Raw genomic sequence first — 16181 nt, 5'->3', positions numbered from 1 at the left:
TGCGCTCCCGGCAAAGCCCGTCAATCGGGCTTTGCCGGCAAGGCCTTCAGCCCTGGATGAACTGCATCTGCGTGCCGGCCAGCTCGATCAGATCGCCGGTGCGCAATGCAATCGATTCGCCCGTCAGCGGGATGCCGTTGACGCTGGGGCGCTGGGCGCCTTCGACATGGGCGAAGACGTAGCCGGTGGGGCGCTTGGTGATGGAGGCCACCTGCACGCCGGGCTTGCCCAGCGTGGTGACGACCTTGGTCAGCGCCACCTCGCGGCCGGCGGCGGCGCCGGTCAGCACCTTGATGGACGCCGGGCCGATGACGACGCCGTTGCCCAGCGAGCCAAAGGACGAACTCAGCCCCAGGTTCGGCGGTGCGCCGGAACCAGGCTTGAGGATCATCGTCTTCTCGTAGTCGCCACCATCGTTCAGCAGGAACTTGATCTTGTACTTGCCGATCTCGACGGTGTCGTTGTCGGCCAGCAACTGCTTCTTGATCGCCTTGCCGTTGATGTAGGTGCCGTTCGTGGAGTTGAGGTCTTCTATGAAGACATCGGCCCCGACCATCTGCAGCACGGCGTGCTCGCCCGACACCGCAAGGTTGTCGATGACGATGTCGTTGTACGGCCGCCGACCGAGCGTGGTCTTGTCCTTGGTGATCTGGACCTCCTTGATCACCACGCCGTCGAGCGAAACCACCAGTTTGCCCATGTATGACCTCAAGTTCTGTTGTGCGTGCCGCGACTCTTCAGGCAACGGAGTCTTTGCCGCCACGTCGACCGAAGGGCCACCAGCCCCGTCCTTCGGTACGTTGGCGGCCCTCGGCGCGGGCCAGGATGAGCGCGATGTTATCGCGACCGCCGGCGTCATTGGCCGCGTTGATCAGAGCGCGTGCGGCCTCGGGCAAGGCCGGATTGCCGTTGAGCAGATTGGCGAGGCTGTCGTCGTCGAGCATGTCGGACAGGCCGTCGGAGCAAAGCAGGTACGTGTCGCCGGGCTGGACCTCGTGCAGATGCAGCTCCAGCAGCACCGTGTCTTCGACGCCCACGGCGCGCGTGACGAGGTTCTTGTTGCTGGAGAAGGCGGCCTCTTCGACCGTCAGCAGGCCGGCGTCGATCTGCTCCTGCAGCAGCGAATGGTCGCGCGTGATCTGCATGAGGCGGCCGGCGCGCAGGCGGTAGGCGCGCGAATCGCCGACGTGGCCCAGCAACAGGCCCTCGGGGCGGAAGACGCCCAGCACCAGCGTCGTGCCCATGCCGGCGTAGCGCGGGTTGGTGTTGGCGGCATTGAAGATGGCGCGGTTGGCGTTGTCCACGCAGATGTCCATCGCGCGCTTGACCTCGCCGGCGCGCGCCTCGCGGCCGGCGTCCTTCAACCAGCGGCCGAGTTCGGTGTTGACGAAGCTGGTCAGCATCTGGCTGGCCACCTCGCCGGCGTTGTACCCGCCCATGCCGTCGGCCAGCACGGCCAAGCCGGCGGCCTCGTCGAGGGCGACCGAGTCTTCGTTGTTGTCGCGCGCACGGCCCACGTCGGTGGCGCTGAAGAACTCCAGGGTCATGAGGCTTGGCGTGGGTCTGGCGGCTCGGCGCCGGGTGCAGGGGAGCGACGATTCTGCCCTGCTTCCTCGGGCGTCAAGCGCAGTGTTTGTGCGAAGGCCTCGGCCTGCACTTGGGGGCTCTCGGGTGCAGCGGACTCGGCAGGCTCAGCCTGCAGGCTCATGACGAGCACGGCGTCGAGGTCGCGGGCCATCTGCTCGCCCGAGGCGTAGCGCAGCTCGGGGCGTTTCTCCAGCGCGACGGCCAGCACCAGGGCCAGTGACTCGGGCAGGCTGGGGCGGTGGCTGCGGATGTCGGCCGCGGGCTCCGTGGCGATCTGCTGCATCAGCCGGGCCATCGAGTCGCTCTGGTGCGGCAGCCGGCCGCAGAGCAACTGGTAGAGCAGGACGCCCAGGGAATACAGGTCGCTGCGGCCGTCCACCGTGAGGCCAGCCAGCTGCTCGGGCGACATGAAGGACGGCGTGCCCAGGACCAGGCCGGTGCGGGTGCGGCTGCCGTCGCCGACGCGGGCGATGCCGAAGTCCATCAACCGGAGGCTGCCATTGACGCGGTCCAGCATGACGTTGGCCGGCTTGATGTCGCGGTGGATAACGCCCTGGCTGTGCGCATAGTGCAGCGCACGCGCCAGGCGGGCGCCGAGCTGCACCACTTCGCGCGCCGGCAGCAGCTGGCCGGCCTTGGTGAACAGGCTGAGGTCGCGGCCCAGCACGTACTCGAGCGCGATCCAGGCGTCGGCGCCGTCCTGGCCGGCGTCGACGACCTGCAGGATGTCCGGGTGTTCCAGCGCTCCTGCGGCCCTGGCCTCGCGCATGAAGCGGTCACGCACGTCGGCCAGGTCTTCCGCCGAGAACTCGCGGCTCAGCGCCAATCGCTTGATGGCGACCTGGCGGCCGGTGGAGCGTTGCGTGGCCTTGTAGACGATGGCCATGGCGCCACGGCCGATCTCGGCACCGATGTCGAAATCGGTCAGGTCGGGTGGCGGCGGGCCGCTCTTGGTCTGTGCCGGGGGCTGCTGCAGCGTCGACGCTTCGTCGCGCGGCTCGTCGCCCGCGTCGGCCACACGGCCGATGAGGCGCTGCCAAAAGCCGCCCGCTTTGCCCGGACTACCTGGTTTGCCGCCGCTTGCCATGCAGTCGATCTTAGGGGGCCTCGCGCTTGGCGCGGCGGGAGAGTGCCAGGCCGATGGCAACGACGAGGACGGCGCAGCTGAGGCTGACAGCGTAGTCAAGGCCATGCATGTGGGCCTCGAACCATTCGTGGACGGCGGCGTCCGTCGTGGCCATCTCGCCGGCCACGAAGCCCAGCAGCGCGGCACCCAGCGTGATGATGGCCGGGAAGCGCTCCATCAGCTTCAACAGCAGCGTGCTGCCGAAGATGATGAGCGGAATGGACAGGCCCAGGCCGATGACTAGCAGCAGCACGCGAGAACCCTCGGGCGCGCTGTTGGCGGCCGCTGCAACGGCGATGACGTTGTCCAGGCTCATGACGAGGTCGGCGATCAGGATCGTGCGCACGGCCGTCCACAGGTTGCCGCTGGCATGCACGTCGGCGTCGTCATCGCTGTCGGCCAGCAGTTGCACGCCGATCCACAACAGCAGCACGGCGCCCACCAGTTTCAGCCAGGGCAGCTGCAGCAGCTGCACGGCAAACAGCGTCAGCACGACGCGCAGCACGATGGCGGCGCCGCTGCCGAAGACGATGGCCTTCTTCTGCTGGCTGGCCGGCAGGTTGCGCGAGGCCAGCGCGATGACGACGGCGTTGTCCCCGGAGAGCAGGATGTTGACCCAGATGATCTTCAGCAGCGCGATGAAGAAGGCGGCGTTCAGCAGGTCCATGGCGGCGATGAGGGTGGAGCGCCCGAGTGTCGGTCTGCCCGGGCGGGCTGCGCCTGCGTGCAAGTACGCAGGCGGCAAAAAGAAAAGGGCCGCTCAAACGAACGGCCCCCGTCGGTCAGGCAGCGCGGTTTAGAGCAATGCCTTCAGCAGCTTGGCCATCTCGCTGGGGTTGCGCGTGACCGTGAAGCCGCACTCTTCCATGATGGCGAGCTTGGCGTCGGCCGTGTCGGCACCGCCCGAGATCAGCGCGCCGGCGTGGCCCATGCGCTTGCCTGCCGGAGCCGTGACGCCGGCGATGAAGCCGACGATGGGCTTCTTCATGTTCAGCTTGCACCAGCGGGCGGCTTCCGCCTCGTCCGGGCCGCCGATCTCGCCGATCATGATGACGGCGTCGGTGTCCGGGTCATCGTTGAAGGCCTTCATCACGTCGATGTGCTTCAAGCCGTTGATCGGGTCGCCGCCGATGCCGACAGCCGACGACTGGCCCAGGCCGATCTCGGTCAGCTGCGCCACGGCTTCATACGTCAGCGTGCCGGAGCGCGAGACGACGCCGATGCGGCCCTTGCGGTGGATGTGGCCCGGCATGATGCCGATCTTGATTTCTTCCGGCGTGATCAGGCCGGGGCAGTTGGGGCCCAGCAGCAGCGTGCGCTTGCCGCCGGCGGCTTCCTTGGCCTTCATCTTGTTGCGCACTTCCAGCATGTCCCGGACCGGGATGCCTTCGGTGATGCAGATCGCCAGGTCCAGGTCGGCCTCGACGGCTTCCCAGATCGCGGCGGCCGCGCCGGCGGGCGGCACGTAGATGACGGAGACGGTCGCACCGGTCTGCGAGGCGGCTTCCTTGACGGTCGCGTAGATGGGGATCTCGGAGAACTTTTCGCCGGCCTTCTTGGGGTTCACGCCCGCCACGAAGGCGTTCTTGCCGTTGGCATAGGCCTGGCAGCCCAGCGTGTGGAACTGACCGGTCTTGCCGGTGATGCCCTGGGTGATGACCTTGGTGTCTTTGTTGATGTAGATCGACATGTCTTGTACTCCTGGGCTTTAAGCGACGGCGGCGACGATCTTCGTGGCCGCTTCGGCCATCGTGTCGGCCGCAATGATGGGCAGGCCGGACTCGGCCAGCATCTTCTTGCCCAGTTCTTCGTTGGTGCCCTTCATGCGCACGACCAGCGGCACGGACAGGTTCACGGCCTTGCAGGCGGTGATGACGCCCTCGGCGATGGTGTCGCACTTCATGATGCCGCCGAAGATGTTGACCAGGATGCCCTTCACGCTCTTGTTCTTGAGCATGATCTTGAAGGCCTCGGTCACCTTCTCGGCCGTGGCGCCGCCGCCGACGTCCAGGAAGTTGGCCGGCTCGCCGCCGAACAGCTTGATGGTGTCCATCGTGGCCATGGCCAGGCCGGCACCGTTCACCAGGCAGCCGATGTTGCCGTCCAGGCTGATGTAGGCGAGGTCGAACTTGCTGGCTTCGACTTCAGCAGGATCTTCTTCGTCCAGGTCGCGGTAGGCCACGATCTCGGGGTGGCGGAACAGCGCGTTGGCGTCGAAGTTGAACTTCGCGTCCAGCGCCATCAGGTTGCCCTTGCTGTCACGGTTCAGCGGGTTGATTTCCACCAGCGACGCGTCGGTGTCCATGTAGCACTTGTAGAGCTTGGCGAACACGTCGACGGCCTGGTCGACGGTGTGGCCTTCCATGCCGATCGCCGCGGCGATCTTCTTGGACTGCTCGGTCGTGATGCCGGTCAGCGGGTCGATGATCTCGGTGATGATCTTCTCGGGCGTGCTGTGGGCCACCTCTTCGATGTCCATGCCGCCTTCGCTGGACGCGATGAAGGCGACGGCCTGCGTCGCACGGTCGGTGACCAGCGAGACGTAGAACTCCTTGCCGATGTCGGCGCCGTCCTCGATGTAGAGGCGGCGGACCTTCTGGCCTTCGGGGCCGGTCTGGTGGGTCTTGAGCTGCATGCCCAGGATGCCCTCGGCCTTTTCCTTCAGCTCATCGATGCTCTTGGCGACCTTGACGCCACCGCCCTTGCCGCGGCCACCGGCGTGGATCTGGGCCTTGACCACCCAGACCGGGCCGCCCAGCTTCTGGGCAGCCTCGACGGCCTCCTGCACGGTGAAGGCCGGGATGCCGCGCGGCACCGGCACGCCGAACTGGCGCAGGATTTCTTTGCCCTGGTATTCGTGGATTTTCATGGCTGGTCTTTCGGGTCGGGAAGTCAGGAAAAGGAAGTGGCTGGCTCGGGGGCCTTGAGGAGCGAAGGGCTGCTTCCGAGTGCCTCGCCCCCTTCGGAGGGCGTGCCGAGCGCTGGCTCAGCCTCGGAGGGGCTGATGTGCCAGAGAGGATAGAACTTGGCGACGGTCGCGCCGTCGCGGCGCAGCGCATGGCAGCGATCGAGCTGGAAAGGCGGGTTGCCGGCGGCGTCGCCCTCTCGCGTGTCGATGACGGAGCCGGCCATCGCCTGGATGACAGCCGTTGGCAGCACCTGGCAGAGCTCGGTCAGGTGGGTGCACCCGCGTGTGCCGCCGAGGCGGGCGATGACGGCCTGGCGGAAGCCCTTCATCAGATTCAGGCCGACCAGCTGGGCGTAGGCGTCACCGTGACCACCGCAGGCGTCCTCGTAGGGCATCCACAGGGTGTCGGACGAGGCGGCGGTGACCGTCAACGCGGCATCGACCGTCAGATGCAGGCGCATGTCATGGATGGGATCGCCCGCCTTGCGCGGCACGCCGGCCAGCGGGACGTCATGCGACTTGGTGTCGACGAGGCTGGCTTCGACATCGAACAGGCCGTCATCGCGCGCAAACACCTGCACATCGAGGGCGCGGCGATGCAGCGGGCGGCGCGTGATGGTCGGTTGGGCGGGGGGCATGGGCGGGAGGCAAGCAAAACAACCCGGCCGGTGCCGGTACGGCAGCTCTACCGAGGCTCGCAACCACTTTGCCGCAAGGCGCAGAGGGCATGTAACCGGGTGAACCACCGTTTTCGGGGCAGCCGGCAATGTAGCACGGAGGGTGAAATTCACCCCTGCGCGCTCGGTCAAGCAGCCCTTAGGCCCTGAGCAAGCGGTGCACCACTTCGGGGGCAAACCCCCGTGCCAGCAGAAAACGAGTCTGGCGCGCCCGCTCCGTGGCGTCGCGGGGTGGTTCCGCGCCGAAACGCCGGAGCCAGACCTCGCGAGCGCGGTCCAGCTCGGTTTCACGCAAGGTGGCTTGTTGCTCGGCGTCCAGCTTCAGCCCGTGGCGGGCCAGCTCCTGCTGGATGCGCTGTGCGCCGAAGCGGCCCGAACGCACATGCAGGCGAGATTCGACAAAGCGGGTTTCGTCGAGATAGCCCTGGGCGGCGAGGGCGTCGAGCAGCGCGTCGACCGCGGATTCGCCAACATCGGCGTCCACATCGCAGTCTTCGGGCGCCAAGTCGCCGTCAACTGCGTCCTTGTTGTCTTGCGGCGAATTAAGGCGCGCAAGTTGCTGCTGCTCAATGCGCAGCAACTTGCGTCTCAGTTCGGCCCGGCTGTGCTCGCGCTGGGCCAGCAAGCCGATGGCGCGGGCCTTCAGCGACAGGGGCGCACGCGCCATGGCCGCCAGCCGTGCGGGCTTATTCCGGTGCTGCCGTTGTCAGCAGAGCCACGCCCAACGATTCGCGGATCTTGTTCTCGATCTCGCGGGAGACATCGGGGTTCTCGCGCAGGAATTCGCGGGCGTTGTCCTTGCCCTGGCCGATCTTTTCGCCCTGGTAGGCGTACCAGGAGCCGGACTTCTCGACGATCTTGGCGATGACGCCCATGTCGACGATCTCGCCCTCGCGGCTGATGCCTTCGCCGTAGAGGATGTCGAACTCGGCGGTCTTGAACGGGGGGCTGACCTTGTTCTTGACGACCTTGACCTTGGTCTCGGAGCCGATGACTTCCTCGCCCTTCTTGATGGAGCCGATGCGGCGGATGTCCAGGCGCACGGAGGCGTAGAACTTCAGCGCATTGCCGCCGGTGGTCGTTTCGGGCGAGCCGAACATGACGCCGATCTTCATGCGGATCTGGTTGATGAAGATGACCATGCAGTTGGTCTTCTTGATCGTGGCGGTCAGCTTGCGCAGGGCCTGGCTCATCAGGCGAGCCTGCAGGCCGGGCAGGCTGTCGCCCATTTCGCCTTCGAGTTCGGCCTTGGGCGTCAACGCCGCAACCGAGTCGATGACGATGAGATCCACCGAGCCGGAGCGCACCAGCGCGTCGACGATCTCGAGGGCCTGCTCGCCCGTGTCGGGCTGGCTGATCAGCAGCTCCTGCAGGTTGACGCCCAGCTTCTGGGCGTACTGGATGTCCAGCGCGTGCTCGGCATCGATGAAGGCGCAGGTGCCTTGCAGCTTCTGCATCTCGGCGATGACTTGCAGCGTCAGCGTCGTCTTGCCGGAGGATTCCGGGCCGTAGATCTCGACGACGCGGCCGCGCGGCAGGCCGCCAACGCCCAGCGCGATGTCCAGGCCCAGGGAGCCGGTGGAGACGACCTGGATGTCTTCGATGACCTCGCCTTCACCCAGGCGCATGATGGAACCCTTGCCGAATTGCTTTTCGATCTGGGCGAGGGCGGCCTGCAGGGCCTTGGCTTTTTCGGTGTTGAGGGCTTTGACCGGGGCGTCCATGCGAATCTCCGTGGGGAATGGCTGAATTATGGGGCAATCTGTATGTTTGTACAGTGGTTTGTCCCCCGATGTGCGGCGGCTTGCCGTCTCAGGATTGGGGACAGCTTAGGCATGAGGTGGCTCATGACGTGAGCCAGGCTTGCGCTGCCGCAAGCCGTCTGCATCGCCGCCGCACATAACATCGGAGCAGGAGACAAGACGATGCGCATCCTGATTGCGGAAGACGACCAAGTGCTGGCTGACGGGCTGTTGCGTGCGCTGCGCGCCTCAGGTTATGCCGTGGACCGTGTCAGCAGCGGCACCGAGGCCGATACGGCGCTGGCCACACACGAGTTCGACCTCGTCATCTTGGATCTGGGCTTGCCGCGCCTGCACGGGCTGGAGGTGTTGCGCAAGCTGCGCGCGCGCGGGTCGACGATGCCTGTGCTGATCCTGACCGCGGCGGACAGCGTGGAGCAGCGCGTCAAGGGGCTGGACCTGGGCGCCGACGACTACATGGCCAAGCCGTTCTCGCTGCAGGAACTGGAGGCGCGGGTGCGGGCATTGACCCGGCGCGGCCTGGGAACGGCCAGCAGCATCATCAAGCACGGGCCGCTGAGCTTCGACGCCACCGGCCGCGTGGCCTACATCAACGAGCAGATGCTGGAGTTGTCGGCGCGCGAGCTGTCGCTGCTGGAAGTGCTGCTGCAGCGCGCCGGGCGGCTGGTCAGCAAGGACCAGCTCGTCGAGCGCCTGTGTGAGTGGGGCGAAGAGGTCTCGAACAACGCGATCGAGGTCTACATCCACCGGCTGCGCAAGAAGATCGAGCAAGGCCCCATCCGCATCGCGACGGTGCGCGGTCTCGGCTACTGCCTCGAAAAGATCGCCTCTTGATCGATGCCCAGTAAAGACGGCGCCAGCCCCGAGCAGGGCTCGATGGCCCGGGCTGGCGCCCCTGCTGCGCAGGGCTCGCTGTTCGGCGAGATCCTCGACTGGATGCTCGCCCCGCTGCTGCTGATCTGGCCGATCAGCGTCGCGCTGACCTGGCTGGTAGCGCAGGGCATCGCCAGCCGGCCCTATGACCGCGAGCTGGGCGAGATGGCGCGCAGCCTGGGGCTGCAGGTGGCGGCGGCTTCAGTGCCGGCGCCGGCACCCCTTGGCAAAGGCAAGGACCGCTATGCCCTCGCGCCCGAGGCCGCGGCGCTGCTGCGGGCTGATGCGTCGGACACGGTTTTCTACCAAGTGCTGGGCCTGCGTGGCGAACTGCTGAGCGGGGACGCGGCGCTGCCCGTGCCGGCCGAGGACGCACCCACCGTGCCCTGGGAGCTGCATTTCCGCGACGACGAGGTCGGCTCGGACGCCGTGCGCGTCGCCTACCTCTGGATTGCGCCGGAGGGTCAGGCCGGGGCGAGCAGGACCATGCTCGTGCAGGTGGCCGAGACGCTGGGCAAGCGGGCGCGGCTGACGAACGAGATCATCAAGGGCGTCATCCTGCCGCAGTTCGTCATCCTGCCGCTGGCGGTGCTGCTGGTGTGGCTGGCGCTGGCGCGCGGCATCTCGCCGCTGAACGAACTGCAGCGGCGCATCCGCTCGCGCGAGAGTTCGGACCTCAGCCCCATCGACGAGCAGCGCGTGCCCGATGAAGTCGCGCCGCTGGTGCGCGCCATCAATGACCTGCTCGCGCGGCTGGACTTGTCGATGAGCCGGCAAAAGCATTTCCTCGCCGACGCTGCCCACCAGCTGAAGACGCCACTGGCCGGCCTGCGCACCCAGGCCGAGCTGATCCAGCGCGAGATCGATGCCGGCCGGGCGTCCCCCGAGGAGCTGAAGCGCTCGCTCTCGCACATCGCGAGGGCCAGTGAGCGCGCGGCCCACATGGTCAACCAGTTGCTGGCGATGGCGCGTGCCGAGGACGCCGAGCAGGCGCTGCGGCGCGAGCCGGTCGACCTGGCGGCAATCGCCATCGACACGGTGCGCGACTTCGTGCCGCGTGCGCTGGAGCGGCGCATCGACCTCGGCTATGACGGCGTCGTGCCCGACGACAGCCGGCTGCGCGTGCATGGCCAACCGGTGCTGCTCGGCGAGCTGATCCGCAACCTGGTCGACAACGCGCTGCTGTACACGCCGGCGGGCGGGCTGGTGACGGTGCGTGTCGTCGAGGACCCATTCGGCCAGGTCGTTGTGCTGCAGGTCGAGGACACGGGGCCGGGCATCGCGCCGACCGAGCGCGAGAAGGTCTTCCAGCCGTTCTACCGGTCTCTCGGCAGCGGCGCGGAAGGCTCGGGCCTGGGCCTGGCCATCGTGCAGGAGATCGTGCAACAGCACGAGGCCGAGCTGACGCTGGACGACACCCGCGTGCGCCGCGCGGCGGGCGGCGAGTCGCCCGACGGCCAGGGGCCGGGGGCGAGGTTCACGATCCGCTTCCCGGCCGGGGCTGTGTCTACGTCTTGACGAGCTTCTTGACTCGGGCGATCGACAACAGCAGGCCCAGCGACAAGCCCAGCGTCACCATGGCCGTGCCGCCATAGCTGACGAAGGGCAGCGGCACGCCGACGACGGGCAGGATGCCGCTGACCATGCCCATGTTGACGAAGACGTAGGTGAAGAAGGAGAGCGTCACCGCGCCGGCCATCAGCCGCGTGAACAGCGTCGGTGCGTCCGACGCGATCATCAGCCCGCGCAGGATCAGCGCCGTGAAGCCGGCCAAGAGCGCCAGCGCCCCCATCAGGCCGAATTCCTCGCCGAAGGCCGCGAAGATGAAGTCGGTCGTGCGCTCGGGGATGAACTCCAGGTGAGTCTGCGTGCCCTGCATGAAGCCCTTGCCGGTCACGCCGCCGGAGCCGATGGCGATCTCGCCCTGGATGATGTGGAAGCCCTTGCCGAGCGGGTCCTTGGACGGGTCCAGCAGCGTGCAGATGCGGTGCTTCTGGTAAGGCTTGAGCACCGGCCAGGTCACATCGGGCTGGCAGATCTTGTCTTCACTGAGCACCAGCGTTGTCGCGCCGGCGGCGGCCAGCACGACGGCCGGCACGATGAGCTTCCATGGCAGGCCGGCGAAGAAGATCACGTACAGCCCCGCGGCCAGCACGAGGATGCCGGTGCCGAGGTCGGGCTGCTTGGCGATCAGGAAGAACGGCAGCAGCAGCAATGCGAACGCGGCGATGAAGTCCGGCCAGCGCAGCAGGCCCTCGCGTTTCTGGAACCACCAGGCCAGCATCAGCGGCGTGGCGAGCTTGAGCAGCTCGGACGGTTGTATCTGCGTGACGCCGATGCTGAGCCAGCGCGTCGCGCCCTTCTTCGTGACGCCGAACAGCGCGGTCGCGACGAGCAGGGCCACGCCGAAGGCGTACAGCGGGATGGCCAGCGCCATCAGCTTTTGAGGTGGCACCTGGGCGACGATGAACATCAGCCCCAAGGCCAGCGCCATGTTGCGCGCATGGTCGACAAAGCGCGTGCCGTGGTCGTAGCCGGCCGAGTACATGCACAGCAGGCCCCAGGCGCACATCCACAACACCGCGATCAGCAGCGGGATGTCGAAACCGCTCAACCAGGGCCGCAGGCGTTGCCAGAGAGGCGGGCGCTCGATGACAGTCATTTGGAAGCTCCCGAAGCGGCGGCCTGGGCCGGTGCCGAGGCTGCCTGACCCATCAAAGGCACATCCACGGCCTTGCGCGGCGTGCCGATGGGCGCGAAGGTCTGGCCCAGTTGCGTCTTGGCGATATCTTCCTCGCTGGGGTAGTTGCCCATCAGCAGGTAGTCGAACACGCGACGCGCGATGGGCGCGGCCGACATGGAGCCGAAACCAGCGTTCTCGACGATGACGGCCAGCGCCACGCGTGGCTGGTCCACCGGCGCGAAGGCGACGTACAGGGAATGGTCGCGCTTGCGCTCGTCGGCCTTGATGTTGCTGTACTTCTCGCCCGCCTTCAGGCCGATGGCCTGGGCCGTGCCGGTCTTGCCGGCGCTCTGGTAGCCCGCGTTCAGGAAGGCCAGGCGCGAGGTGCCTTCCAGCGTCACGCCGTTCATCGCGTTGTGGATGATGGCGACGTCGGAGGCTTTAAGCGGCAGCGGCTCCAGTGCATCGCTGGCGATGCGGCGCTGCTCGTGCTTCACCACGTCCTCGATCTCGCGCACCAGGCGCGGCTTGTAGCGCTGGCCGCCGGACGCGATGGTGGAGTAGGCCGTGGCCATCTGCAGCATCGTGAAGTTGTTGTAGCCCTGGCCGATGCCCAGCGAGATCGTCTCGCCGGCGAACCACTTCTGGTTCGCCGGGCTCTTGCGGAAGTAGTTGCGCTTCCATTCCTGCGAGGGCAGCACGCCGGTGACCTCGCCCTGCACGTCGATCTCGGTCTTGCGGCCCAGGCCGAAGGGCATCAGCTGGTCGTGGATCAGGTCCACGCCCATCTCGTTGGCGAGGCTGTAGAAGTAGACGTTGGACGAGGTGACGATGGCCAGGCGCATGTCCTTGGGGCCGGCACGGTCGGTCTCGGGGCTGCCGAAGGTGCGGCCGCCGAAGCTGTAGGTCAGGTTGTCCATGATGACCGTGCTAGGCGAGCGCTTGCCGCTGTTCAGCGCGGCCATGGCCATCAAGGGTTTGAAGGTGGAGCCGGGCGGGTAGGTGCCGCGCAGCGCGCGGTTGAGCAGCGGCTTGTCGATGTCTTCGTTCAGGTCGCGCCAGGAGTCGGCGTCGATGCCGTCGACGAAGAGGTTGGGGTCGAAGGTGGGCTTGGAGACGAAGGCCAGCACCTCGCCGTTGCGCGGGTCGATGGCCACCAGCGCGCCGCGGCGCTCGCCGAACAGCTGCTCCACCAGCGCCTGCAGCTTGATGTCGATGGACAGGTTCAGCGTGTTGCCGGGTGTGGGCGGCTTGTGGTCCAGCCGGCGCACGGCGCGGCCGCCGGCGCTTGTTTCCACCTGCTCGAAGCCGGTGGCGCCGTGCAGCTCCTTCTCGTAGGCCTGCTCCAGGCCCAGCTTGCCGATGTACTCGGTGCCGCGGTAGTTGGCGAGGTCTTCCTCCTCCCAGTCGTCCATGGCCTTCTTCTCGGCCTGGTTGATGCGGCCGATGTAGCCGATCAGATGGGCGCCAACGTCACCCAGCGGGTAGGAGCGGAACAGCCGCGCCTTGATCTCCACGCCGGGGAAACGGAAGCGCTGGGCCGTGAAGCGCGCCACTTCCTCGTCCGTCAGCTTGGTGCGGATGGGCAGGGAGTCGGTGTGCTTGGCCTCTTCCAGCAGGCGCTTGAAGCGGCGCTTGTCGCGCAGCTGGATCTCGATGACCTGGCCCAGCGCCTCGATGGTGGCGTCCAGGTCGGTGACCTTCTCGGGGTTGATCTCCAGCGTGTAGGCCGAGTAGTTGCTGGCCAGCACGACGCCGTTGCGGTCCTTGATGAGGCCGCGATTCGGCACGATGGGCACGACGGCGATGCGGTTGGACTCGGCCCGCTCTGCGAAGCTGTCGTACTGCGCCACCTGCAGCCACAGCAAGCGCGCCACCAGCAGGCCGAAGCAAAACAGCACGAAAGCGCCCGCGGCCAGCACGCGCAGCCGGAAGCGGGACAGCTCCTGGTGGAGGTTCTTGAGGACGACCACTTGGGTTTACAGGGGTCGATGCGCGTCGCGGTCGGGCGCGCGGCGCTGCGGCGCGAGCAGCAGCACGCTTGCGACGGGCCACAGCGCAGCCTCGAAGACCGGCGCCAGCAGCATGCCCCAGCCCGGCCACATGCCGCCGACGATCATCCGCACGATCAATGCCAGCGCATGGGCGCCGAAGAACAGCGGCAGCACCTGCACGGCCTGGGCGCCGAGGGGGAACCAGGTCAGGCGGCGGTGCAGCGAGATCGCGCCAAAGCTCAGGCCGCTGTAGGCCAAAGCGTGCTGGCCGAGCAGCGCGCCGTCATGTACGTCGACGAGCAGGCCGAAGACGAAGGCCCACAGCACGCCGATGCGACGCGGCTGGTGCACGCCCCAGAACACCAGCACCACGGCCAGCACGTCAGGCATGGCCGCCAGCCGGCCGGCGGGCACCATGTCCACCATCAGCGCGACGATCAGCGTGAAGCCGATGAACCAGGGGTTGGCCGGCAGCAGCAGCTGGTCGGCGGCGCGCGGCATGATCATTGGGAGGCTCCCGAGGCCTTGGCAGCGGCTTTTTCAGCGCGCTCGGCCTTCTTGGCGGCGCGGATGGTGGCCTTCGTGGCGGCGGCGGAGGCGGCTTCCGCGGCGGCCGCAACCTCGGCTTCCTTCTTGGCCGCCAAGTGCCGGTCCTGCGGCAGCAGGATGAGCACATGGCGGGCGCTGTCCGGCTGCGCGATAGGTGCGAGCAGCACCTGCGCGAAGCTGGAGTCGCCGCGCCGCTCGACGATGGCGACCTTGGCCACCGGCAGGCCCGGCGGGTAGACGCCGTCCAGTCCGGATGTCGTCATCAGGTCGCCGACCTTGATGTCCGCGTTCGCGGCCAGGAAGCGCAGTTCCATGCCGGCACCGTCCGAGCGGCCTGCGGCGGCGTTGCGCATCTGGGTGCGCGAGTTCAGCAGCGGGATGGCGGCGTCCTTGTCGGTCAGCAGCGTCACCTCGCTGGACAGGGGGTAGACCCGCGTCACCTGGCCCAGCACGCCGGCCTCGTTGATGACGGGCGAGCCCGCTGCCACGCCCTGTGCCGCGCCGCGGTCGATGACCACGCGGCGGGAGAAGGGGTCGGGTGCCTCGAACAGCACCTCGGCCGGCATGGAGGATGCACTCAGCGAGGGCTGCAGGCCCAGCAGTTTGCGCAGGCGGTCGTTTTCGGCCTGCAACGCCTCGGCGCGGGACAAGCGCTCGGCCTGTTGGGCGAGCTGGCGCTTGGCCTGATCCTCCGCCTCCATGGCGCGTTTGGTGCCGCGCAGGTAGTCGCCGGCTGTCTCCCAGGCGTCCACCGGTGTCAGCAGCAGGCGCTGCACCGGGTGCAGCACCAGCGCCAGCGCGGCGCGCGCCGGGGCCATCAGTCTGAAGCGGGCGTCCGCCACCATCAGCAGCAGCGCCAGCGCCGAACACAGCGCGAGCTTGGTCAGCGCCGACGGACCTTGGCGGAAGAACGGCGGTGGGGAGCGGTCGAGGGTGCCGAGGGGCATTGCGCGCCTGGCGGGTTTAGCGGCTTATTCCGACGTGAAGATGGAGCCCAGGCGCTCCATGCGCTCCAGGGCCATGCCACAGCCGCGCACGACGCAGGTCAGCGGGTCTTCGGCAACGAGCACCGGCAGGCCGGTTTCCTCGCCCAGCAGGCGGTCCAGGTCGCGCAGCAGCGCGCCGCCGCCGGTCAGCATCATGCCGCGCTCGGCGATGTCGGCGCCCAGCTCGGGCGGCGTCTGCTCCAGCGCGTTCTTCACGGCGGAGACGATCTGGTTGAGCGGGTCGGTGAGCGCCTCCAGGATCTCGTTGGACGAGATCGTGAAGCTGCGCGGCACGCCTTCGGAGAGGTTGCGGCCCTTGACCTCCATCTCCTTGACCTCGGAGCCGGGGAAGGCGCTGCCGATGTTCTTCTTGATCGACTCGGCCGTGGGCTCGCCGATCAGCATGCCGTAGTTGCGGCGGATGTAGTTGATGATGGCTTCGTCGAACTTGTCGCCGCCGACGCGGACTGAGCCCTTGTAGACCATGCCGCCCAGCGAGATGACGCCCACCTCCGTGGTGCCGCCGCCGATGTCGACGACCATGGAGCCCGAGGCCTCGGACACCGGCAGGCCGGCACCGATCGCGGCGGCCATGGGTTCCTCGATCAGGTAGACCTCGCTGGCGCCGGCGCCGAGTGCCGATTCGCGGATGGCGCGGCGCTCGACCTGGGTCGAGCCGCAGGGCACGCAGATGATGATCCTGGGGCTCGGCTTGAAGGTCTTCGAGTCGTGGACCATCTTGATGAACTGCTTGAGCATCTGCTCAGTGACAGTGAAGTCGGCGATGACGCCGTCTTTCATCGGGCGGATGGCCTCGATATTGCCAGGCACCTTGCCCAGCATGGCCTTGGCCTCGCGGCCGACGGCCTGGATGGTTTTCTTGCCGTTGGGGCCGCCTTCGTGGCGGATGGAAACGACCGAGGGCTCGTCGAGGACGATGCCTTTGCCACGCACGTAAATCAGGGTGTTGGCGGTGCCGAGGTCGATGGCGAGGTCGGTCGAGAAATAGCGGCGCAGGGAGGCGAACATGGATGT

16 protein-coding genes are annotated in these 16181 nt (G+C 67.4%); 2 read left to right on the top strand and 14 right to left on the bottom strand.

The window, feature by feature from the left end:
• Positions 1 to 46: 46 nt before the first annotated feature.
• From AC07V5_RS02920 to recA, 9 genes are all read right to left on the bottom strand, one after another.
• On the bottom strand, positions 47 to 700 hold the full coding sequence (locus AC07V5_RS02920; RefSeq protein WP_495114076.1) for an FHA domain-containing protein: 654 nt from the start codon (positions 698 to 700) through the stop codon (positions 47 to 49).
• Between the two features lie 37 nt (positions 701 to 737).
• A complete protein-coding gene (locus AC07V5_RS02915; RefSeq protein ID WP_495114075.1) occupies positions 738 to 1547 on the bottom strand; it encodes a Stp1/IreP family PP2C-type Ser/Thr phosphatase in 810 nt (269 codons plus the stop codon).
• On the bottom strand, positions 1544 to 2674 hold the full coding sequence (locus AC07V5_RS02910; protein WP_495114074.1) for a serine/threonine-protein kinase: 1131 nt from the start codon (positions 2672 to 2674) through the stop codon (positions 1544 to 1546). Before AC07V5_RS02910 ends, AC07V5_RS02915 begins: the two co-directional genes overlap by 4 nt.
• A 10-nt stretch (positions 2675 to 2684) precedes the next feature.
• A complete protein-coding gene (locus tag AC07V5_RS02905; RefSeq protein WP_495114073.1) occupies positions 2685 to 3380 on the bottom strand; it encodes a TerC family protein in 696 nt (231 codons plus the stop codon).
• Positions 3381 to 3509: 129 nt separating this feature from the next.
• Complete coding sequence (gene sucD / locus AC07V5_RS02900) at positions 3510 to 4403, bottom strand: succinate--CoA ligase subunit alpha (protein ID WP_495114072.1); 894 nt, start codon at positions 4401 to 4403, stop codon at positions 3510 to 3512.
• A gap of 18 nt (positions 4404 to 4421) precedes the next feature.
• Positions 4422 to 5582 (bottom strand): ADP-forming succinate--CoA ligase subunit beta, encoded by a 1161-nt coding sequence (gene sucC, locus AC07V5_RS02895; RefSeq protein WP_495114071.1) that lies wholly within the window; start codon positions 5580 to 5582, stop codon positions 4422 to 4424.
• Between the two features lie 23 nt (positions 5583 to 5605).
• The gene (locus tag AC07V5_RS02890) at positions 5606 to 6259 is read right to left on the bottom strand and encodes a DUF2889 domain-containing protein (protein ID WP_495114070.1); all 654 of its coding nucleotides are present in this window, start codon (positions 6257 to 6259) and stop codon (positions 5606 to 5608) included.
• Positions 6260 to 6437: 178 nt separating this feature from the next.
• The gene (locus AC07V5_RS02885) at positions 6438 to 6965 is read right to left on the bottom strand and encodes a regulatory protein RecX (RefSeq protein WP_495114069.1); all 528 of its coding nucleotides are present in this window, start codon (positions 6963 to 6965) and stop codon (positions 6438 to 6440) included.
• Positions 6966 to 6984: 19 nt separating this feature from the next.
• On the bottom strand, positions 6985 to 8022 hold the full coding sequence (gene recA / locus AC07V5_RS02880; RefSeq protein WP_495114068.1) for a recombinase RecA: 1038 nt from the start codon (positions 8020 to 8022) through the stop codon (positions 6985 to 6987).
• A 201-nt stretch (positions 8023 to 8223) separates the two neighbouring features.
• Between recA and AC07V5_RS02875 the strand changes: the two genes are divergently transcribed.
• Complete coding sequence (locus tag AC07V5_RS02875) at positions 8224 to 8895, top strand: response regulator (protein WP_394384754.1); 672 nt, start codon at positions 8224 to 8226, stop codon at positions 8893 to 8895.
• Between the two features lie 42 nt (positions 8896 to 8937).
• The gene (locus AC07V5_RS02870; RefSeq protein ID WP_495115656.1) at positions 8938 to 10452 is read left to right on the top strand and encodes a sensor histidine kinase; all 1515 of its coding nucleotides are present in this window, start codon (positions 8938 to 8940) and stop codon (positions 10450 to 10452) included.
• Here the strand turns inward: AC07V5_RS02870 and rodA are convergent.
• From rodA to AC07V5_RS02845, 5 genes are read right to left on the bottom strand one after another with little or no spacing between them, the layout of a single operon-like run.
• On the bottom strand, positions 10442 to 11596 hold the full coding sequence (gene rodA, locus AC07V5_RS02865; protein ID WP_495114067.1) for a rod shape-determining protein RodA: 1155 nt from the start codon (positions 11594 to 11596) through the stop codon (positions 10442 to 10444). The two genes, AC07V5_RS02870 and rodA, sit on opposite strands and share 11 nt — an antisense overlap.
• Positions 11593 to 13590, bottom strand: a complete 1998-nt coding sequence (gene mrdA, locus AC07V5_RS02860; RefSeq protein WP_495114066.1) for a penicillin-binding protein 2 — start codon at positions 13588 to 13590, stop codon at positions 11593 to 11595. Before mrdA ends, rodA begins: the two co-directional genes overlap by 4 nt.
• A 6-nt stretch (positions 13591 to 13596) precedes the next feature.
• The gene (gene mreD, locus AC07V5_RS02855) at positions 13597 to 14118 is read right to left on the bottom strand and encodes a rod shape-determining protein MreD (protein WP_495114065.1); all 522 of its coding nucleotides are present in this window, start codon (positions 14116 to 14118) and stop codon (positions 13597 to 13599) included.
• The gene (mreC, locus tag AC07V5_RS02850) at positions 14115 to 15107 is read right to left on the bottom strand and encodes a rod shape-determining protein MreC (protein ID WP_495114064.1); all 993 of its coding nucleotides are present in this window, start codon (positions 15105 to 15107) and stop codon (positions 14115 to 14117) included. Before mreC ends, mreD begins: the two co-directional genes overlap by 4 nt.
• Before the next feature lie 24 nt (positions 15108 to 15131).
• The gene (locus AC07V5_RS02845; RefSeq protein ID WP_348009276.1) at positions 15132 to 16175 is read right to left on the bottom strand and encodes a rod shape-determining protein; all 1044 of its coding nucleotides are present in this window, start codon (positions 16173 to 16175) and stop codon (positions 15132 to 15134) included.
• Positions 16176 to 16181 lie beyond the last annotated feature (6 nt).

Source organism: Roseateles sp. GW821-FHT02E12 (assembly GCF_059421665.1).
The sequence above is the reverse complement of the archived record's forward strand: the minus strand, read 5'-3'. Positions and strand labels throughout refer to the sequence as shown.

Bases quoted from the DNA above. Each gene is read 5' to 3' on its own strand.
- sucC (WP_495114071.1), bottom strand. From the start codon at position 5,582: ATGAAAATCCACGAATACCAGGGCAAAGAAATCCTGCGCCAGTTCGGC.
- AC07V5_RS02915 (WP_495114075.1), bottom strand. From the start codon at position 1,547: ATGACCCTGGAGTTCTTCAGCGCCACCGACGTGGGCCGTGCGCGCGAC.
- AC07V5_RS02885 (WP_495114069.1), bottom strand. From the start codon at position 6,965: ATGGCGCGTGCGCCCCTGTCGCTGAAGGCCCGCGCCATCGGCTTGCTG.
- rodA (WP_495114067.1), bottom strand. From the start codon at position 11,596: ATGACTGTCATCGAGCGCCCGCCTCTCTGGCAACGCCTGCGGCCCTGG.
- sucD (WP_495114072.1), bottom strand. From the start codon at position 4,403: ATGTCGATCTACATCAACAAAGACACCAAGGTCATCACCCAGGGCATC.
- AC07V5_RS02905 (WP_495114073.1), bottom strand. From the start codon at position 3,380: ATGGACCTGCTGAACGCCGCCTTCTTCATCGCGCTGCTGAAGATCATC.
- AC07V5_RS02910 (WP_495114074.1), bottom strand. From the start codon at position 2,674: ATGGCAAGCGGCGGCAAACCAGGTAGTCCGGGCAAAGCGGGCGGCTTT.
- recA (WP_495114068.1), bottom strand. From the start codon at position 8,022: ATGGACGCCCCGGTCAAAGCCCTCAACACCGAAAAAGCCAAGGCCCTG.
- AC07V5_RS02870 (WP_495115656.1), top strand. From the start codon at position 8,938: ATGGCCCGGGCTGGCGCCCCTGCTGCGCAGGGCTCGCTGTTCGGCGAG.
- AC07V5_RS02845 (WP_348009276.1), bottom strand. From the start codon at position 16,175: ATGTTCGCCTCCCTGCGCCGCTATTTCTCGACCGACCTCGCCATCGAC.
- AC07V5_RS02920 (WP_495114076.1), bottom strand. From the start codon at position 700: ATGGGCAAACTGGTGGTTTCGCTCGACGGCGTGGTGATCAAGGAGGTC.
- mreD (WP_495114065.1), bottom strand. From the start codon at position 14,118: ATGATCATGCCGCGCGCCGCCGACCAGCTGCTGCTGCCGGCCAACCCC.
- AC07V5_RS02890 (WP_495114070.1), bottom strand. From the start codon at position 6,259: ATGCCCCCCGCCCAACCGACCATCACGCGCCGCCCGCTGCATCGCCGC.
- AC07V5_RS02875 (WP_394384754.1), top strand. From the start codon at position 8,224: ATGCGCATCCTGATTGCGGAAGACGACCAAGTGCTGGCTGACGGGCTG.
- mreC (WP_495114064.1), bottom strand. From the start codon at position 15,107: ATGCCCCTCGGCACCCTCGACCGCTCCCCACCGCCGTTCTTCCGCCAA.